This is a genomic window from Rhodococcus sp. NPDC003348, assembly GCF_053589375.1.
In genome coordinates, this window is record NZ_JBSFRT010000027.1 from 13941 (window position 1) to 32203 (window position 18263).

Consider the following 18263-nt stretch of genomic DNA (forward strand, 5'->3'; position numbering starts at 1 on the left):
GGCCGATTCAGTCACACCGCCCGGGGCGATGTGATCTACGCTACTAAGTTGACAGCTATGTCGCAAGTGCAACATTGTTGTCACTATGACGTATCAACCACTCGCAGGGATCAAGGTCCTGGACCTTGGGATCCTCATTCCCGCATCGTTGACCTCTGGCAAGCTGGCGGCTCTCGGCGCCGAGGTTGTCAAGGTCGAGCAGCCGCCTTTCGGCGATCGGATCCGCAAGATTCCGCCCTTCGCGCCGGACGGCGGCAGTCCCCAGCACATGAGTCAGAACTGGGGTAAACGATCGATCGCCCTCGATGTCCGGAACGAGGCGGATCGGGAAACGATCATCGCGCTCGTTCGGGCGGCGGACGTCGTCGTTGAGAACCAGCTCGCCGGCTTCTGGTTGGAGGCGGGGGTCGACTTCGCGGCAATCCGGGAGGAGCGCCCGGAGCTGATCATCTGCTCCATCACCGGTTTCGGGCAAACCGGCCCCTGGGCGGGTCTGCCCGCCCATGGCCTCAATGTCGATGCGCTCGCCGACGGCATCAATCTGGTCTGGGAGGACGGTCGGCCGCATCGCGGCTGGGCGTACACCTCCTGGGGCAATGAGCTCGGTGCGCTGTCTGCGGTGGCGGGCACCTGCGCGGCGATCGCCTCGGTTCGCGCCGGGGGAGAGGGCGCCTGGGTCGATGTATCGTGTTGGGATGCAGTGGTCGAGACTCATCGAACCGAGATCGCCATGACGCACCGCGCAGGTGAGGCATTCTCGTACCGGGACACCCCGCGGCAGGCGCTGTACACCACGTACCTTTCCTCCGATGGTGTTCCGGTGTTGATCGGCGCCCTTGAGCACAAGTTCTGGAAGCGGTTCTGCGCCGGTATCGGGCGGGAGGATCTGCTGTCTCATCACGAGGGCGGCGAGCTCGAGTACGGCGACGCGGATGCGGCCCTCGAGGCGGAGCTGGAGGCCGAGTTCGTCAAGGCCGACGCCGCTACCTGGATGGAGCGGTTCCGGGCATGGGATGTGCCCGGCGGACCGGTACTCGACGTGCAGGGTTTTATGGCCACCGATCATTTTGCTGCTCGCAAGATCATGGCCGGCGAACAGGGAGAGTGGCCGACCGTGGCCTCCGCCATCAGGTGGCACCACACCGGCACCCGGGCCGGTGAGAACCTTACTCCGCCACCGGACTTCAATGCCCATGCTGACGCGGTACGGCGTGACTGGCTCGGCTGAATCTGTCGTGACCCGCGACCTCGGCCGCTCATCGGCTCGCTCCGAGCTGATGAGGGCCGAGGTTCGGCGGGTCGCCGCCGAGGTCTTTGCCGCCGGAGCATCCGATGCCAGCGGCCTGCAGGACGTCGCGGACCGGATGGGAATCAGCAGGTCGGCGCTGTACCGGTACTTTCCGAGTCGTGACGCACTGGTCAGTGAGATCGTGGCCGAGCACGCGGAGCGGGCGAAGAAGATCGTGGACGAGACGGACCCGGGCTGCCCGCCCGAGGTGCGGCTGCCAGACCTGGTTCGAAGCCTCGCCTCCTTTGCGATAGAGCACCCGCAGACAACCCGGATGGTCGACACGATCTGGCCGGTACTGCCAGAGGCCGCCAAAGTGATTGTGCAGGACTTGAATCGGTCGTTCTTCGCGTCGTTGCGTGGCGTGATCGTGGCGGGGATCGAGTCCGGGGTCTTTCGCGACGTCGACCCAGGTGTGGCTGCGCAGTCGATGGCGTCGGTGACGAGGTCTCTGGCAATCTGGTTCGATCCGGAGGGTCGTCTCGGCGCGGACGAGGTCGCCGATCAGATCGCTTCGATCGCGGTGGCGGGTCTGCTCGCTCCGACGGCTGCGACAGAGGCGGTTCTCGGCTCGGCTCGCGAGGCCGCCGCCGCGACCAGGGCAGAACTGGATCGGCTCGAGAGGATTCTCGGACGGCCGGGTGTGGTCGACGAGCCCTGACCGGCTCGAATCGGAGGCGCAGCTACCGGGCGTCATGGGAATGGCGTCCGGTTCATGGTCGCCGACGCGGCGAGTTGCTGTTCGGCGAATGACAGTACCCGCAGGTGGTAGGACCGCGCTTGGTGCCCGAGCGACAGGTTGTGTCCTGAACCAGGCACGACGAACAGTCCCGCGTTGCGCCCACGCAGGAGTTGTTCGGCGCGGGCGGTGACTTCCTCGGCGGGGGCCATGGTGGATTCGAGCTCCGCGACGGCGAATTGTATCGGCGTGACGACACTGGTCAGCAGGGTCGTCAACAGTTCCGGAGCGTTCGCTGCGTCCGCCATCTCGCCCGATGGCACCCGGGAGATGACCTCGTGCAGGCGATCGTGGAGTTCCGTCGGATAGGTCCCGGTGGGCCCCAGCCACTCGCCGGGGTCGCGGGGAGCGTCCGGTGGCCGCCGAATCGTCGGTCCGCTGGCATCGACGGCGGTGTGCATCGAGCGCTGCTCGGCGGTGTAGGACAGAGGCGCGCCGCCGATGGCGATGCCGATCAGTCGAATGTCTCCGGGACTCTGCTCGATCTGGTGGGCGAGTTGCAGCGCGGTGATGGCGCCGAGCGAGTGTCCCACGAGGAGTACGGGTGTGTCGGCGGCGAGCTCGGCCACGGCGCCACGCAACAGGCGTGCCTGAGTGCCGAGATCCATCCGGTGGTCCTGGAGTCCGGTCGAAGCCCCGTATCCGGGGCGGTCCACCGACACCGCACGCCAGCCGGTGCCAGCGGCGAGCGAGAGGAGTGAGGATTCCGCACTCACCGGCGAGTGGAAGTATGCAGCGCCCGACCCACCACCGTGCAGGGCGACGAGAAGCCCGCGCGGGGACGCGGCGGGCTCTGCAGCGATGGCGGACAGAGGGCCGAGTTCCGTGTCGACGAGGATCGACTGCGGGGGATCGCAGGCGCGATGCGAGGGCGCAGGATCGGTGGTCACGGTCGCCCTCCTATCAGGGCTGTGATGGTCGACACGACGGTTACCATACCACTGTGGTCCAATTTCAAGAGAAGATGAAAGCTATTCTGTTTCACGAGGTTTGGGTGTCCGTTCGTGGCGCAAACTGGACCGGTCGGTCGGGTCGCCGCCGAGAGGGGTGGGGATGAATCTGCGCACCGACGATGTCGCGGTGGTGACGGGCGCGGCGAGTGGCATCGGGCTTGCACTTGTCCGGGCTTTCTGTGCTCGTGGCCTAGCTGTGATGTTCAGGGAGGTTGGTCCGGACTCTGTCCGGTGAGTCGAGCTGACAGGTGAAGGCCTCCGGTTGTGAAGTGGAGCTGTCTAGGAACCGCTTCACAACCCGGAGGCCTTCTTATCCCACGCTAACGCAACGCTGACTCCGATCACCCGACTCCGCCTGGCACGCCTGATTGTCGACGACGGCTGGACCTACGCATCAGCAGCGAAAATGTTCATGGTCGCGGCGCGGACAGCGAAGAAGTGGGCAGACCGCTACCGCAACGAAGGCGTCGCAGGGATGGCCGACCGCAGCTCACGGCCGAAGTCGAGCCCGAACAAGACTCCCGCGAACGTGGTTCGGCAGATCGTGCGGTTGCGGTGGCGCCACAGGCTCGGCCCGATCCAGATCGCCGGACACTTGTCGATGCCGGCGTCGACCGTGCACGCGGTGCTGGTGCGGTGCCGCATCAACCGACTCCGCCACATCGACCGCGCCACCGGCGAACCGTTGCGACGCTACGAACACGCTCACCCAGGCTCGCTGATCCATGTCGACGTCACCAAGTTCGGCAACATCCCCGACGGTGGCGGGCACCGCTTCGTCGGCCGCCGGCTGGGTGAGAAGAACCGAGAAGCCACCGCGAAGAGAACTGGCCGACGTAACAGCCTGTACGAGCCGAGAACCGGCATCGCGTTCGTGCACACCGTCATCGATGACCACTCGCGTCTCGCTTACGCCGAGATCTGCACCGACGAGAAGGCACAGACCGCCATCGGTGTCCTGCAACGTTCGATCACCTGGTTTGCTGACCACGGTGTGGTCGTCGAGCGGGTTCTGTCCGACAACGGCTCGGCCTACAAGTCCCACGCCTGGCGTGACGCCTGCACCGAGCTCGGCATCACGCACAAACGCACTCGCCCCTACCGTCCCCAGACCAACGGGAAGATCGAACGTTTCCACCGCACGTTGGCCGATGGGTGGGCCTACGCACGGTTCTACGAATCAACCACGCAACGCAACACCGCCCTGGCCGGCTGGCTGCACTTCTACAATCACCACCGACCCCACTCCGCCATCGGCGGCAAGCCACCAGTCACCAGACTGACCAACGTGCCTGGACATCACACCTAGCTGTTGTGATGTCGGATGTTCGATCCGATCACCTCGACGCCGCCGGGGCGGGTCTGCGCGTCGAGGGTGCGGAGGTCACGACCGTTGTTGCGGACGTGACCAAGGGTGGCGAGGTCGAGCGCTTGGCGGAGCGGGCTGCCGCCGTGTACGGCCGAGTGGATGTGGTGTGCAACAATGCCGGCGTCTCAGCGCCCCCGGCTGCCGCGTGGGCCGGTTCGGTCGATGCATGGCGGTGGTCCCTCGATGTGGGGTTGATCGGTGTCGTGCACGGAATTCGTACCTTCGTGCCTGCGATGGTCGAGCGGGGGCGGGGGCACGTTCTCAACACCGCGTCTGTCGGCGGCCTCGTCCCGGTGCCTGGACTGGCGCCCTATGTGGCCGCCAAGCACGCCGTCATTGGGTTGACCGAGACCCTCGCTGCGGAGCTCGCCGAGCTTGCGCCGGGTGTCGGGGCGAGCGTGCTCTGTCCGGGTGTCGTCGCGACGGATCTGGCACGCAGTAGCCGGGAGACTGCGCCTGGCGGTTTCGGTCTAGTGGGGCCTGACCCCGGGTCCGTGCCCACGACCCCTCGGTCCGACTCGGTCCTGGAGCCGGCGACGGTCGCCGAGATGGCTTGAGGGCATCGAGGCCGGTCGGCTGCGCATAGTGACCCACCGGGACAGTGTTCCGCTGGTGCGTCGCCGTCTCGCCTCGATCGAGGCGGACCTGTCAGTCCGACGGATGTTCCGACTCTAGGTGTCGATGTCAGTTCCACTGTGCGACAACAGGGGTCGAGGTGGATGCCGCCTCTTCTAATTACCAGACCACCCTGGTACATTTTTGGTTCAAATCGAACCGAGGACCCATGAGGAGTTGGCCATGAGCGGGACAGCAAGGTCCGTACGGTTGCGGGTGGCAGATGTCGTGCGTGAGACGGCTGACGCCGTATCGATCGTGTTCGAGGAGGGTGAACAACCCCTCGGCTACCGTCCCGGCCAGTACCTGGTCCTTCGGGTGCCGAGTGAGCGGACTGGCTCCGTCGCCCGCTGCTACTCGTTGGCCAGCTCGCCGCACCGGAGCGAGTCGCCGCGGGTGATCGTCAAGCGCACACCCGACGGATATGCATCGAACTGGCTGTGTGACAACCTCGCCGGCGGTGATGTCATGGAGGTGTTGCCACCGACTGGTGTGTTCTCCCCGAGTGTCCTGGACGTCAGCCTGCTTCTGTTCGCGGCGGGTAGCGGAATCACTCCGATCCTGTCGATCGCGAAGTCGGTGCTGACGGAGGGTCGAGGAGTGGTCGAGCTCTTTTACGCGAACCGGGACGAGGCTTCGGTGATCGCGGCGGCGGATTTGCGGGCGCTGGAGGCGGAGTTCCCCGATCGCTTCACCGTGCGACATTGGCTCGAATCTGTACAGGGCCTCCCTCGTCCTGCCGTCCTCGCCGGGCTCGCCCGGGCACACCCGGACCGGGAGGCGTACACCTGCGGTCCCAGCCCATTCATGGAGGCGGTTCGTCAGGGGTGGGAGGCCGCGGGGCGTGACAGGGCCGCGCTGCATCTGGAGGTATTCACCTCGCTGAGCGGAGATCCGTTCGCGGAGCCGGTGCTCGCCGAGGTGGACGAGGGTGGCGAGGCGGTGCCGCTCACCGTGACCGTCGACGGAGAGACTCACGAGTTGGAGTGGCCAAAGGGGAGCACACTGGTGGACTTCCTGCTCACTCGCGGTATCGAGGTTCCCTACCTGTGTCGGGACGGTGAGTGTGGTACCTGCCTCGCGACCTGCTCGTCCGGTGAGGTGACAATGACCGGTAACAACCTCCTGGAGCCGGAGGATGTCGCGAACGGAGATGTGCTGGCGTGCCAGTTGGTGTGCGCCGGGGACGAAGCCGTCAAGGTTGTATTCTGACGCGGCGCTTGAGGGACTTGACTCGGAGGTGCAATGACGGGCGAAGCGGGGCTGCGGGAGGCCGCCGCGCACCCTCGTGTGGGACGGCCGCGTGATTCCTCGCTGGAGGAGCGACTGCTGCAGGCTGCTCGTGAAGAGTTGACGGACCGAGGTGTCGCTGGCTTCAGCATGCGCAGCGTCGCGAAACGGGCCGGCGTGGCGAGATCGAGTCTGCTGTTGCGCTGGACCGAGGCGGAGACGCTGATCATTGATGCGATCGACTCGATCGTCCTGCCTGAGATTCCCGAGCTTCCCGGCGCCCTACGAGGAGACCTTCTAGTTCTGGTAGGCGTAATCGCCGATCAAATGGGGACCGAGACGATGGACCTCCAGATGCGCGTAATGGCTGATGCCAGCTCGAACCCCGAACTGCTGGCTCGTTTCCAGCAGCGGCTGCTGCATCCGACTGCGCGGCGGCTGGCAGAGGTTCTTCAGGCTGCGGTCGACCGGGGTGAACTCGCGGCCGACGTCGATCGGGCGCTGTTGGGGGACAGTCTGGTCGGGGCCGTGTACATCAGGACGATGGCCTCACCGGAGCGAAGGCCGCCGGGGCCGCAGGCGCGACGAACGCTAATCGACAGGATGCTCCGGATGGTGCAGCGCTGAGCCGGATCCTGCGCCAGGCTGTTTGGCCGTTCAGCGGCCGGCCGTCGGCCTGGAGTGGGTAACCCGCGCGGGACGTTGCTCAATCTGTTAGGCCGAGAAGGTCGATGGCCTCGGCCACCATGGCGCTCGGATCGCCCTCACCGGCGGATCGAGCCCACCTGTTCCATGCGGTTGCCGCTGCAGCTGAGATGGCGGCGGCGAGGACGGCAGGACGCAAGTCGCTGTCGGCGATGGCCATTCTGCGCGCGAGTTCGCCGGCCACAGAGGCGTCGGCGACCGTCTCACCGAGGTCTTTCGCCCACACGTCCGAGGTAGTGGCCAGTAGTCGTTCGAGGGAGTGAATCCGGGGACGGTCATCCTCAGGAACGTGAGCGCTGTCGACGTACGCCCTCCGAAGAGCGGTCAGCGGTGATTCGTCGTCCGGACGCGCCTCGAAGGATCGGAGGAGTCTGGCCGAGAGCGAGTGGCGGTATCGCCGCAGCACCGCCTCCTTGGTGGGGAAGTAACGGAAGAAAGACCGTCCCGACATCGCGGCCGCGGCGGCGATCTCTTCGACGGACACTGCGTCGTAGCCGCGGTCGAGGAACAGGTTCACAGCGATCCGGGCAAGGTCGTCCTGCGTTCGCTGTCGGCGGCGCGCTCGCAGATCCGATGGCGCGGGCGGTTCGGCATGCGCGCCGTCGGTTCGATGCGGGGCGGCGGAAGGTTGTCCAACTGTCTGGTCGTCTCGCTGCATCGTCCTCGTCAGTCCCTCTCGTGCGATGGGCGGCCGAACCCAAGTGTGTCATCGACTGTCAGCGTTCTAGGGCGGGGATCACTTGACTACCTGCCCAACACCGCCGATAGTGTCATAGGGAGACAACATTTCAGTGACTGACAGAATGTCCGTCGCTGTCGATTACTTATCTGGAGGGCCGATGTCGGCATCGAGTGGAACAACCGAAGGTGCTGCTGTGGCGGACGATCCTCAACTTGACCTGGGAGCTCTGTCCGCCTGGGCGGGAGACGCCCTCGGCAATACGGCGCAACCGCTCACAGCGACACGCATCGGCGCGGCAACCGGTATCGCAAACGCGCTGTACGAGCTGCGGCGCGGCGACGATGTGTTCATTCTTCGTCGTCCGCCCGCGGTTCTGAACGACAAGAGTGCGGGCGACATGGTTCGAGAATGGCGAATCCTTCAGGCGTTGGAGGGCACGCCGGTGCCGCATCCCACCCCGCGTTTGCTCTGCGAGGACAGAAGCGTTATCGGCGCGCCTTTCCTGGTCATGGACAAGGTCGACGGGTTCACCCCGGGGTACGAGCTGGCCGAGCCCTTCGATTCGGATCCGAGCCTGCGGCGCGGTCTCGCGGAGGCCTACGTCGATGGTCTGGTCGAGCTGGCTGGAGTCGACTGGCAGGCGCGTGGACTCGAGGGCCTTGGGAAGCCGGAGGGATTCCTGGAGCGTCAGGTTTCTCGCTGGCTGGCCCAGCTGGATCGTTACCGCACTCGGGATCTGCCAGAACTGGACTATGTCACCGAGTGGCTGGAGCGGAACCGGCCGACGATGAGCCCCGCCGCGATACTGCACGGCGACTACAGTCCGTTCAACGTCATGGTCGCGCCGGAGCCGCCGGCCCGACTGGCGGCGATCATCGACTGGGACACGGGCACCATCGGCGACCCGCTGCTAGACATCGGTCATCTGCTGGCCCGCTGGACCAACCCCGGCGAGGAGCCAGTGGTGACTATGCAGGCAGGCGGTGTCGATCACTACCCCACCCGCGCCGAGCTCGCCGCACGGTACGCCGAGCGCTCGGGCAGGGACCTGACTGCTCTGCCGTACTACGAATGCCTCGCGCTGTTCAAGCTCGCGGTGATCCTCGAAGGGCGCGTCTCTCGTGCCGTCGCGAACGGCGTGCCGGACAAAGAGAACACCATGGCGCCGTTTGTGGAGCGCCTCATGGTCGCCGCTGCGGAGTTCGCTCGCGGGGAAAGGATCTGAGATGGGTGTGTTGACGGGAAAGGTTGCGGTCGTCACCGGTGGTAGCCGGGGGATCGGGCGCGCGATCGTCGACGGCTTCGCCGCAGCGGGCGCGGACGTTGTGATCGCCAGCCGAAAGCTCGACGCGTGTGCGGTGGCCGCGGATGAGATCAGCGGTAAGTACGGTGTCCGGGCACTCCCGGTCGCTTACCAGGCGGCCGACTGGGACGATTCCGGCCGTCTCGCCGAGACCGTCGACCGTGAGTTCGGTCGGTGTGACGTGCTCGTGAACAACGCAGGCATGACCCCGCGCTATCCGGATCTGCCGTCGATCGACGAGGCCTACTACGACAAGGTCGCGGGGGTGAACCTCAAGGGTCCGTTCCGTTTGTCGATTCTGCTGGCGGAGCAGATGAAGGCAGGAGCTGGCGGCTCGATCATCAACATCAGCACCATCGGAACACTCAGGCCAGGTACCGACGAGTTGGTCTACGCCTGTGCGAAGGCCGGGCTGAACGCGCTGACCGTCGGCCTCTCGGACGCCTACGGGCCCACTGTCCGAGTCAATGCCCTCCTTCCGGGGCCGGTCGCTACCGACATCTCGGCGGGGTGGAGCGACGAACTTCGCGCCCGCGCGGTCGAGGGTATGCCACTGGCCCGGATGGGCACACCGGAGGACTTCGTGGGACCGGCCCTCTGGCTGGCCACCCCGGCATCGGCCTTCGTCACCGGGACCCACATCCGGGTCGACGGCGGTCTCTACCGACAGAACCACTGACGAGGAGTAGTACGAGCATGTGGAATTTCAGCACCGAACCCCAGTTCGAAGAGCAGTTGGAGTGGATGCGCAGCTTCGTCGTCGAGGAGATCGCTCCCCTCGACCTGCTATGGCCGCATGATCACCACCGGACGCCTCCGAAGTGGCTGAAGGAGGTCATCGACCCGCTCAAGGACCAGGTTCGTGCGCGGGGGCTGTGGGCCTGCCACCTCGGGCCCGAGTTGGGCGGTCAAGGTTTCGGTCAGGTCAAGCTCAGCCTGATGAACGAGATCCTGGCGCCGTACCAGTGGGCGCCGACCATCTTCGGTGTGCAGGGGCCCGACACCGGAAACGCCGAGGTGATCGCGCACTACGGCTCCGAGGAGCAGAAGGCCAAGTACCTGCAGCCTCTCCTTGACGGTGAGCTCTTCTCCGCCTTCTCCATGACCGAGCCCCAGGGCGGGTCGGACCCCACCGGGTTCCGTTGCCGGGCAGAGCGGGATGGTGACGGCTGGGTGATCAACGGGGAGAAGTTCTTCACCTCGAACTCCGAGGAGGCGGCGTTCCTCGTCCTGCTGGCCGTGACCGACCCCGAGGCGTCAACCTACAAGCGAATGTCGATGTTCCTGGTTCCACGGGACACCCCGGGGATCGAGACGGTTCGTCGTACGCAGTTCATGGGTGAACCCGCCGACGCGATGGACCATGCCCTTGTGCGGTACACCGACGTTCGGGTCCCCGCCGAGGGTTTGCTCGGCGAACCCGGCCAGGGCTTCGAGATCGCACAGACCCGGCTCTCGGGTGGCCGCATCCACCACGCCATGCGTGGTGTAGGTCAGGCACGCTACGCGTTTGACATGGGCTGCGAGCGCGTTCTGAGCCGGGTCAGCAGAGGCTCCCGGCTGGGTGACTTCCAGCTCGTGCAGCAGGCGATCATGGAGAGCTACGCGCAGATCGAACAGTTCCGGCTGTTCGTCCTGCGCACCGCGTGGATGATCGACCAGGGGCAGGGATACAGCAAGGATGTCCGCCGCGACATCGCCGTTGCCAAGGTGCTCTCGGCCCGCGTTGTGCGTGATGTGGTCGAGCGGGCGATGCACTTGCACGGCGCTTTGGGTATGTCCAACGAGATGCCGTTCGGTGAGCTGTGGGCATTGGCCGCTGCGTACGGAATCTGGGACGGGCCCACCGAGGTGCACACCGTCACGGCTGCCCGCCTCATCCTGCGTGACCACGAGCCGGCCGAGGGGGACTACCCGACCGAGTGGCTGCCCGCGCGGCTCGAGGCGGCACGTGCCAAGCATGCCGAGGCACTGGCGGCGCAGGCCGCCGCCGAGGCTCACGAGTAAGGCTCTGAGTCACTGTTGTCGGGCCACCAGACTCTCAGCCGGTGGCCCGACAGCTGGACTGCTCGTTGAGCAGCCGTGCAGTGTTCACTATGAGTTTGAAGACCTTCCGTCGGTCCGGAACTCGGGCGATGCACATAGCCATTCCCGAGTCCGGCCGTGTGCGGATGACATCGATGCGCCAGGAGTCTCGCCTGCGTTCCCCGATGCGGATGAGTGCGGTTCCGACAGAGAATGATTCGCGAGGAATGATTCGCGAGCAATAGCGACGGTCGTGAACCCGGTGTGAGGATCCTCATCCACCTCGCGGGGCGCCCAGGCGCGCAACGGCCCCGGATCCCTTGCCGCTTTGGTCGGCTCGGGCTCTGGCCTGCTTCGCGCGGAGGCTTTCGAGGGTCTCTGTACCCATACCGAAGAAGGAGCTGAGTAATGGCGGACGCTGAAGTCCTGGCCCGGTTCGACGGTGACCGGGCAGCGATCATCGTCGAACCAGGCGAGCAAGTGGTGACGTTCGCCGAGCTGGAGGCACGGTCGAACCAGATTGCGCACTATCTGCGTGAAGCAGGTCTCCGTCCGGGTGACTGCGTGGGCATTCTGTCGGAGAACTCGGCCGAGTACCTCGAGATCGCTTGGGGTGCGCAGCGAGCCGGGCTCTACTACGTCGGGATCAACACGCATCTGACCGCATCAGAGGTGGCCTACCTCGTCGCCGATAGCGGTGTGCGCGTGTTCTTCGCGTCCGCTCGTTTCGTCGACCTGGCCGAGGCCGTCCTATCCGGTGTCGGCCTGAGTACCGGGCGCCGGGTTGTCATCGGCGACCGTTGCGAAGGGTGGGGAAGCTACGCGGACATCCTGACGAGTCACCCGGCCACACCAATCGATGATGAGTGCGAGGGTGACTTCCTCCTGTACTCCTCGGGTACTACGGGGCGGCCCAAGGGAATCAAACGTCCACTGCCGGGTGGCCCAATGGGCACCTATCCCGACCTGCCGGGTCGCTGGCTGCGCGAGACGCTCGGGTTCGAGCCTGGCGATGTTTACCTCTCCCCGGCGCCGCTCTATCACGCGGCGCCGCTGGCGTGGTCCATGTCGGCCCACCGCAGCGGCGGTACCGCTGTGATCCTGCGCAAGTTCGACGCAGAGCACTCACTTCGAATTATGGAGAAGCACAGTGTGACCCACGGGCAATGGGTGCCGACAATGTTTGTCCGCCTGCTCAAACTATCGGATGAGGTGCGGAAATCCTACGACCTCTCCAAACTACGCCATGTGGTCCACGGGGCAGCGCCGTGCCCTATCGAAGTCAAACGCAAGATGATCGATTGGCTCGGTCCCATACTCTACGAGTTCTACTCCAGCACAGAGGGTATGGGCGCTACCGCGATCACTTCTGAGGAGTGGCTGCGTAAGCCTGGGTCCGTGGGCCGGCCAGTCATGGGCACCCCATATATCAAGGACGACGAAGGAACTACCCTTTCCGCAGGGGAAATCGGGACCATTTGGTTCACTGGCGGCGAGAAGTTCTCGTACCACAATGACCCGACAAAGACTGCGGCCAGTCGAGACTCGAGTGGTGGCGCCACAGTGGGCGACCTCGGACATCTCGACGGGGACGGTTATCTATTCCTCAGCGACCGGCGTCCGCACCTGATTATCTCCGGCGGCGTGAACATCTACCCACAGGAGATCGAGGACGCACTCGTCCTGCACTCGAGAATCGTCGACGTCGGTGTCGTGGGGACGCCTGATCCGGAGATGGGAGAGCGCTTGGTCGCGGTGGTGCAGCCGGTCTCGAGCAACGATGTGGAGGGGCTGTCGGACGAGCTGATTGCCTACGCCCGAGAGCGTCTCGCCGGGTTCAAGGTCCCGCGCGAAGTGCGGATCGTCGACGAGTTGCCGCGGACGCCGACCGGAAAGCTGCGTAAGCACGAGCTGCGGGAACAAGTGATCGCCACTACGAATCTCGGAGCATCCTAATGCTGACCCAGAGATCGGAGGGCATCCGGTTAGAGGTAGCCGACCGGATTGCGACACTGACGTTGGATCGGGAGGAACGCCGCAATGCCTGGACCGTCCCGATGGTTCGCGCGTTTAGCAACGCTCTCGCTCGGTGTGGCGAGGACGACGAGATCCGAGTTGTGGTCATCACCGGAGCGGGTGAGTCCTTCTCGGTTGGGGCAGACCTCGAGGCAGGATTCGCTTCGTCTTCTGAAGCGGAGGCAGAGCCCGCCGATGTGCTCCACAACCTGGTGACGCCGCGGGAACTCGACAAGCCGGTGATCGCCGCCATCAACGGCGATGCGATCGGTATGGGTGTCACCCTGAGCCTGTTGTGTGATCTCCGGATCGTTGCCACGGATGCGCGCATGGCGATCCCGATGACCCGACTCGGAGTCATCCCTGAATTGGGTTCGCACTGGACACTTCCCCGCATCGCAGGCCTGGCGGTGGCCTCTGACCTGATATTGACGGGCAGGCGATTCTCCGGCGAGGAGGCCGAACGGCTGGGCGTGTGCACTCAGGCCGTCCCACGGGATCGGGTCCTCGAAAGAGCACTCACTTTAGCCAAGGAGGTCGCGGACCGTACAGCGCCTCGTGCAGTCGGGCTGGCTAAACGTCTCATGCTCGATGGCCTCGAAGACAGGTTCGCGCCGTCGCTGTCCCGAGAATCGGATCTGTTTGTCGCCCTCGCGCGAGAGCCCGACGCAGCGGAAGGGGTGAACGCCTTCCTGGAGAAGCGGGCGCCGCGCTGGACCGGTAGATTCGACCGTCCATTCCCGGGATCCGGCTAGCAGCAGGGTCACCCGTGTCGCGGTACGTCCTCGAATTCGGTGGTTTCAGGCCAGCTCATCGACGGCGTCCATTCGTGACACGACCGCGATCGGTGGCCTGATCCACCGGCTTCTCACTGTCGGTGCGGCCAGGCCGCGGAAACGGCTGTTTCCCGGCCTGGCCTCGCGAGCGTCAGGACAAAATGCCGACTGCGCAGCACTTCCTGGCAAACCCAGCCGACATGTTCGACAGCCACACCTGGCTGTCACTTCCTACGAGGATGGGGTCAGCAGATGAACTATCTCGTCGAGCATCGCACAGCGAAAACAACGGGCACAGAAGAATTCTTGATCCCCGAACAGTGTGCGCCGGACGGGGCCCGGAAGCTCGACGTCATCTGGTTGCGTCGATCCCTCGGCATCTGTGGCTACCTCGAGAGGGTCCATTCCCTGAGCTCCTCGGACCGGCCTCTCGTCACCTTCGCCATCATGTGGGCACCCTATGGCGGATCGCGCCCGGAGGACCTGCTGGTGACCTTCGGTGTGCATCGTGCCGAGTTCCACTCCCTGCTCGCTGCCGCCCTTGCACCAAAGAATGCGGAAGACCCGCAGGCCCGGAACTTGAAGAAACTGCTCCACGACGACCTGGTGCGAGCGTGGAACGCCCATGGTTGTGCGCATTGATCCCAACGCAGCGATTCGGAGCGAATCTCGAAGCCGTTGGGGCGTAACACGTCCGATCGGGGTGACGGTAAGGCGAAGGTGGGCCTGCTGTTCGCCGGACTTCTGGTGACGATGCTGTTGGCCTCGCTGAACCAGACGGTGCTGTCGACGGCGTTGCCGACGATCGTTGGCGAACTCGACGGTGTCGATCACAGATGTGGGCGATCACCGCGTACGTGCTTGCCTCCACGGTCATGATGTCCGTGGAGGGGCGTATCACTCCTGGCCCGCAAACCGGTCCTCATCGCCGCGAGCATTGTAGGCAGCACGATTGCGTCGATCGTCTACTTCCATCAGACCGGATCGACCGTCGGCATGGCCATCGTGGGCTCGGTGTTCGCGTCGCGACTGGCCACGCTTCTGCCGAAGAAACTCGGCAGCCACGACGTGACATCGCTGAGGCCTGCGTCGGTCAACGCGCTTCCCGATGCCGCCCGCGCAGCCGTTCTGAAGTTGTACAACGCAGCTCTGCCGCCGATCTTCCTGTGTATGGTGCCCTTGGCGTCGATCGCGGTTGTGGCTCTCTTGTTCCGGGAGGAGAAGCCGCTCATCGAGCGGATCGAACGCTCTCGAATCATCTGGTACGGGGCCGAGGACTGATTCTGGCCTGTCGATGCGGAGAATCGCCGCGAACCGAGCGGGTGGGGAGACCTCGTCGTCGCCCTTCCCGGGCGAGGGGCTGCCGCCCCCATGAAATCGCTCAGGCGAAAATGTCTGGCACCGAGTGCCTCGGTGTCGGTAAGGCATGGCATTTACGCTACGGAACGATCACCGCAGAAGGCCCTTTGTCAGTGCATCTGTGATCGTTTGGCCGCAGCTTTGATTGATGCCGGGGAAAGGGACAACTTCGCGCGGATTCTTGGGGACAAATGGCGTGGAAGATCTTGGAAGTCCCAGGCGGATCGGACAATTAGATCCGGAACCTACAAGGAGGAACAGTAGTGGTAGGAGGAGTGTAGCTTCCGCATCTAGCTGGCCATTTCCGGACCTGTATGTCTCGCACTTGTCATGAATCCAGGCTGGTCGTGTTTCGGAAAGGCGCAGGTACCGAGTGCGAACCGAGTTTGGATTTCTTCCGGATTCGAAGGCAACTTCCGCGCTGCGCGGGCGATGAGCGCGACTACTCAGCACCACCGAGCGCCGAACGCTCTGCCAGACAACGGCGTGCCTGACGGGCAGTCATCGGACCGACACGGAGGACAACGAACCCGCGGCACCTGAGTGCCTACTTCACACGCTGGCTTGATCTCGCGCTGGTACGCAGCCCATCTCGTGCGGGCTCGATTCGTAGTGAGGCAAGCCCGTTCAACTCGATGAGCAGAATCTGAATTGCCTCGTTGTGTACCCGCATGTGACGCAGTTTGAGCGCGATGCGCTGCGGACGTCTGGCTTCTCCCTGGCGGCCAAACCGACTGCTCTGAGTATCGACATCCCTTCCGTTCGCCATCTTGACTGCTGCGAAGTTCATGCAGGCCGTTGTCAGCCCGAGGGGACTGTGTGGGAGACATCGTCGTTCACCTGAGCTAGGCGGGGACAGCCCCGGAGGTGAGGTGCACGGTGCACTTCACCTCCGGGTCGGGTCACGGTCGGACGAGCACCTTGAGTGCCTCGCGGGAGTCCATCAGCCGGTACGCCTCGGCGACGTCGTCGAGAGTGGTCTCGGCGTCGAAGACCTGCCCCGGATCGATCTCGCCGCTGAGCACCTGCGGGATGGCGGCCTCGATGTAGGCGCGGACCGGCGCGGGGCCGCCGTTGAGGGTCACGTTCTTGCCGAACAGTGATCCGAATCCGATCGGTGCGTCCTCGTACTGGGGTACGCCGACGCGGGAGATCACGCCGCCGGGCCGGACGACGCCATAGGCCTGCTCGTAGGCGGGCATGTGCCCGACGGCCTCGAGCACGACGTGCGAGCCCTCCCCGCCGGTGAGCTCGATGACCTTGGCGACGCCCTCCTCCCCACGCTCGGGGACCACGTCGGTGGCGCCGAAGCGGCGCCCGAGGTCGGTGCGGGCCGGGTGCCGTCCCATGAGGATGATCTTCTCGGCGCCAAGCTGTTTTGCGGCGAGGACGGCGGACAGTCCGACCGCGCCGTCGCCGATCACGGTGACGGTCTTGCCCGGGCCGACGTTGCCCATGTGCGCGGCGTGGTACCCGGTGAGGTAGACGTCCGACAGGGTCAGCAGCGACGGCAGCAGCTTCTCGTCGACGTCGGATGGGATGGGAACGAGGGTGCCGGACGCCTGCGGGACACGGACCTTCTCCGCCTGTGCGCCGCCGACACCGTTCGCTCCGTACCAGCCGCCGTGTCGGCAGGCGGTGTGGAAGCCCTCCTCGCAGAACGGACAGGTGTTGTCGGCGAACGCGAACGGGGAGATGACCAGGTCTCCCTGCTTCAGGCCGGTCACCGCATCGCCGACTTCCTCGACGACACCGATGAATTCGTGCCCCATCGGGGACCCCTCGTCACCGGCCGGCATCGAGTGGTAGGGGTGCAGGTCGGACCCGCACACGCAGGTGAGGGTGACGCGGACGATCGCGTCGGTCGGCTCGAGGATGGTGGGGTCGGGTACCTCCTCCACCCGCACGTCACCGGCGCCGTACATGAATGTTGCTCGCATGAAGAAGGTTTCCTGTTCTGGTGGATCTGGTCAGGCTTCGGGGATGGCGATGCCGAAGTTCTCGAGCGTGATCGCCTCGGGCTCGGGGCCGCCGCGGACACCGGTGTCGAGGGCGTCGATCGCGGCCAGCTCGGTGTCGGTGAGTACGAAGTCGGTGACGTCGAAGTTCTCGGTGATGCGTCGCGGGGTGACCGATTTGGGGATGGCGGAGCGGCCCTGCTGCAGGTGCCAGCGCAGCATCACCTGAGCGGCGGACTTGCCGTGCGCGTCGCCGATCGCGCGGAGCGTGGGGTCGTCGAGGGTGCTGCCGCTGTGGCCGTCGCGGTAGAAGGTGATGCCGCCGATCGGCGACCAGGCCTGGGTGAGGATGCCGTGCTCGGCGTCGGCGGCGAGCACGTCGGGCTGTCGGAAGTAGGGGTGCACCTCGACCTGGTTGACGGCGGGAACCACGGTGGCCGACGCGAGCAGCCGGTCGAGGTGGTCGGGCATGAAGTTGCTGACACCGATCGATCGGACCCTGCCGTCGGCGAGCAGTGTCTCGAGCGCCCGGTAGGCCTCGACGGTGAGATCGAACCGGGTCGGGAGCGGCTGGTGCAGGATCAGCAGATCGATCTGGTCCACGCCGAGCTTGCCGGCACCCTTGTCGAATGCGTGCAGGGTCGCGTCGTAGCCGTAGTCACTGATCCAGACCTTGGTTTCGACGAAGAGGTCGGAGCGGTCCAGTCCGGACCGGCGGATCGCCGCACCGACCTCACGCTCGTTGCCGTAGGCGGCGGCGGTGTCGATGTGTCGGTATCCGGTACGCAGCGCGGACTCCACCGCGGTGATCGTCTCGGCCGGGGGTGTCTGGTAGACGCCGTAGCCGAGGGCGGGCATGGTGACGCCGTTGTTCAGCGTCAGGGTGGGGACGGGATTCACAGGCATGCCTTCCACGGTAGGAACGGTGGGCGGAATCAGGGAGGGTCTGTTGTTACCTCGTTCGCGGTAAGTTCGCCGCGCGCCGGGCGTGACGAGCCCGACGGCGGCCGCGAGCGCCCCCTCCATCAGTGCCACCGAGGCAAGCATGGCCGCCGGGTACGAGTCCGTTGCGGCGAGGACAAGGCTCGGTCCGAGTGCTCCGCCGAGTTGGTGGACCGAGTTCAGGATGCCGGGCGCGGGTGAAGTACACGACGAGGATGATCGCGAGGATCGAGGACGAGCGTGGTGAGCCGCTCGCCGTCGTGCCGCGCGGTGGCATGCGGGTGTGGGTCATGACGTCCAGGC

The 18263-nt window shown here is 65.3% G+C and carries 16 protein-coding genes and 1 pseudogene; 13 read left to right on the forward strand and 4 right to left on the reverse strand.

Annotation, left to right across the window (positions count from 1 at the left end; genetic code table 11):
- Positions 1 to 85 precede the first annotated feature (85 nt).
- On the forward strand, positions 86 to 1228 hold the full coding sequence (locus tag ACWDU4_RS17960; RefSeq protein WP_450115269.1) for a CaiB/BaiF CoA transferase family protein: 1143 nt from the start codon (positions 86 to 88) through the stop codon (positions 1226 to 1228).
- Positions 1229 to 1277: 49 nt separating this feature from the next.
- Positions 1278 to 1949 (forward strand): TetR/AcrR family transcriptional regulator, encoded by a 672-nt coding sequence (locus ACWDU4_RS17965; RefSeq protein WP_450115270.1) that lies wholly within the window; start codon positions 1278 to 1280, stop codon positions 1947 to 1949.
- Positions 1950 to 1981: 32 nt separating this feature from the next.
- On the opposite strand, the gene ACWDU4_RS17970 is transcribed toward ACWDU4_RS17965, so the two are convergent.
- Complete coding sequence (locus ACWDU4_RS17970; RefSeq protein ID WP_450115271.1) at positions 1982 to 2917, reverse strand: alpha/beta hydrolase; 936 nt, start codon at positions 2915 to 2917, stop codon at positions 1982 to 1984.
- Between the two features lie 373 nt (positions 2918 to 3290).
- Between ACWDU4_RS17970 and ACWDU4_RS17975 the strand changes: the two are divergent.
- The 4 genes and pseudogenes from ACWDU4_RS17975 to ACWDU4_RS17990 all read left to right on the forward strand — a co-directional run.
- A pseudogene (locus ACWDU4_RS17975) lies at positions 3291 to 4289 on the forward strand (IS481 family transposase); the annotation flags it as partial.
- 8 nt (positions 4290 to 4297) lie between these two features.
- Entirely contained in the window at positions 4298 to 4906 is a 609-nt protein-coding gene (locus tag ACWDU4_RS17980) for an SDR family oxidoreductase (RefSeq protein WP_450115272.1), read from the forward strand.
- A gap of 241 nt (positions 4907 to 5147) precedes the next feature.
- The gene (locus tag ACWDU4_RS17985) at positions 5148 to 6176 is read left to right on the forward strand and encodes a 2Fe-2S iron-sulfur cluster-binding protein (protein WP_450115273.1); all 1029 of its coding nucleotides are present in this window, start codon (positions 5148 to 5150) and stop codon (positions 6174 to 6176) included.
- Between the two features lie 33 nt (positions 6177 to 6209).
- Positions 6210 to 6821: a TetR/AcrR family transcriptional regulator gene (locus tag ACWDU4_RS17990; RefSeq protein WP_450115274.1), complete on the forward strand. Its 612-nt coding sequence runs from the start codon at positions 6210 to 6212 to the stop codon at positions 6819 to 6821.
- A gap of 79 nt (positions 6822 to 6900) precedes the next feature.
- Here the strand turns inward: ACWDU4_RS17990 and ACWDU4_RS17995 are convergent, their stop codons facing one another.
- Positions 6901 to 7416, reverse strand: a complete 516-nt coding sequence (locus ACWDU4_RS17995) for a TetR family transcriptional regulator (RefSeq protein WP_450115275.1) — start codon at positions 7414 to 7416, stop codon at positions 6901 to 6903.
- A gap of 358 nt (positions 7417 to 7774) precedes the next feature.
- Here ACWDU4_RS17995 and ACWDU4_RS18000 point away from each other — a divergent pair, with 358 nt between their 5' ends.
- From ACWDU4_RS18000 to ACWDU4_RS18030, 7 genes are all read left to right on the forward strand, one after another.
- Positions 7775 to 8806: a phosphotransferase family protein gene (locus ACWDU4_RS18000; RefSeq protein ID WP_450115276.1), complete on the forward strand. Its 1032-nt coding sequence runs from the start codon at positions 7775 to 7777 to the stop codon at positions 8804 to 8806.
- A gap of 7 nt (positions 8807 to 8813) precedes the next feature.
- A complete protein-coding gene (locus ACWDU4_RS18005; RefSeq protein ID WP_450115332.1) occupies positions 8814 to 9563 on the forward strand; it encodes an SDR family NAD(P)-dependent oxidoreductase in 750 nt (249 codons plus the stop codon).
- Positions 9564 to 9580: 17 nt separating this feature from the next.
- Complete coding sequence (locus ACWDU4_RS18010) at positions 9581 to 10891, forward strand: acyl-CoA dehydrogenase family protein (protein ID WP_450115277.1); 1311 nt, start codon at positions 9581 to 9583, stop codon at positions 10889 to 10891.
- A 426-nt stretch (positions 10892 to 11317) separates the two neighbouring features.
- Positions 11318 to 12865 carry an acyl-CoA synthetase gene (locus tag ACWDU4_RS18015; RefSeq protein WP_450115278.1) on the forward strand — a complete coding sequence of 516 codons (1548 nt, stop codon included), beginning with the start codon at positions 11318 to 11320 and terminating at the stop codon, positions 12863 to 12865.
- Positions 12865 to 13680: an enoyl-CoA hydratase/isomerase family protein gene (locus tag ACWDU4_RS18020; RefSeq protein WP_450115279.1), complete on the forward strand. Its 816-nt coding sequence runs from the start codon at positions 12865 to 12867 to the stop codon at positions 13678 to 13680. The genes ACWDU4_RS18015 and ACWDU4_RS18020 overlap by 1 nt, the downstream gene beginning before the upstream one ends.
- Before the next feature lie 273 nt (positions 13681 to 13953).
- A complete protein-coding gene (locus ACWDU4_RS18025) occupies positions 13954 to 14343 on the forward strand; it encodes a hypothetical protein (protein ID WP_450115280.1) in 390 nt (129 codons plus the stop codon).
- Between the two features lie 354 nt (positions 14344 to 14697).
- Complete coding sequence (locus ACWDU4_RS18030) at positions 14698 to 14982, forward strand: hypothetical protein (RefSeq protein ID WP_450115281.1); 285 nt, start codon at positions 14698 to 14700, stop codon at positions 14980 to 14982.
- Positions 14983 to 15962: 980 nt separating this feature from the next.
- On the opposite strand, the gene ACWDU4_RS18035 is transcribed toward ACWDU4_RS18030, so the two are convergent.
- A complete protein-coding gene (locus ACWDU4_RS18035) occupies positions 15963 to 17000 on the reverse strand; it encodes a zinc-dependent alcohol dehydrogenase family protein (protein ID WP_450115282.1) in 1038 nt (345 codons plus the stop codon).
- Positions 17001 to 17030: 30 nt separating this feature from the next.
- Positions 17031 to 17924 carry an aldo/keto reductase gene (locus tag ACWDU4_RS18040; RefSeq protein ID WP_450115283.1) on the reverse strand — a complete coding sequence of 298 codons (894 nt, stop codon included), beginning with the start codon at positions 17922 to 17924 and terminating at the stop codon, positions 17031 to 17033.
- Between the last annotated feature and the right edge of the window lie 339 nt (positions 17925 to 18263).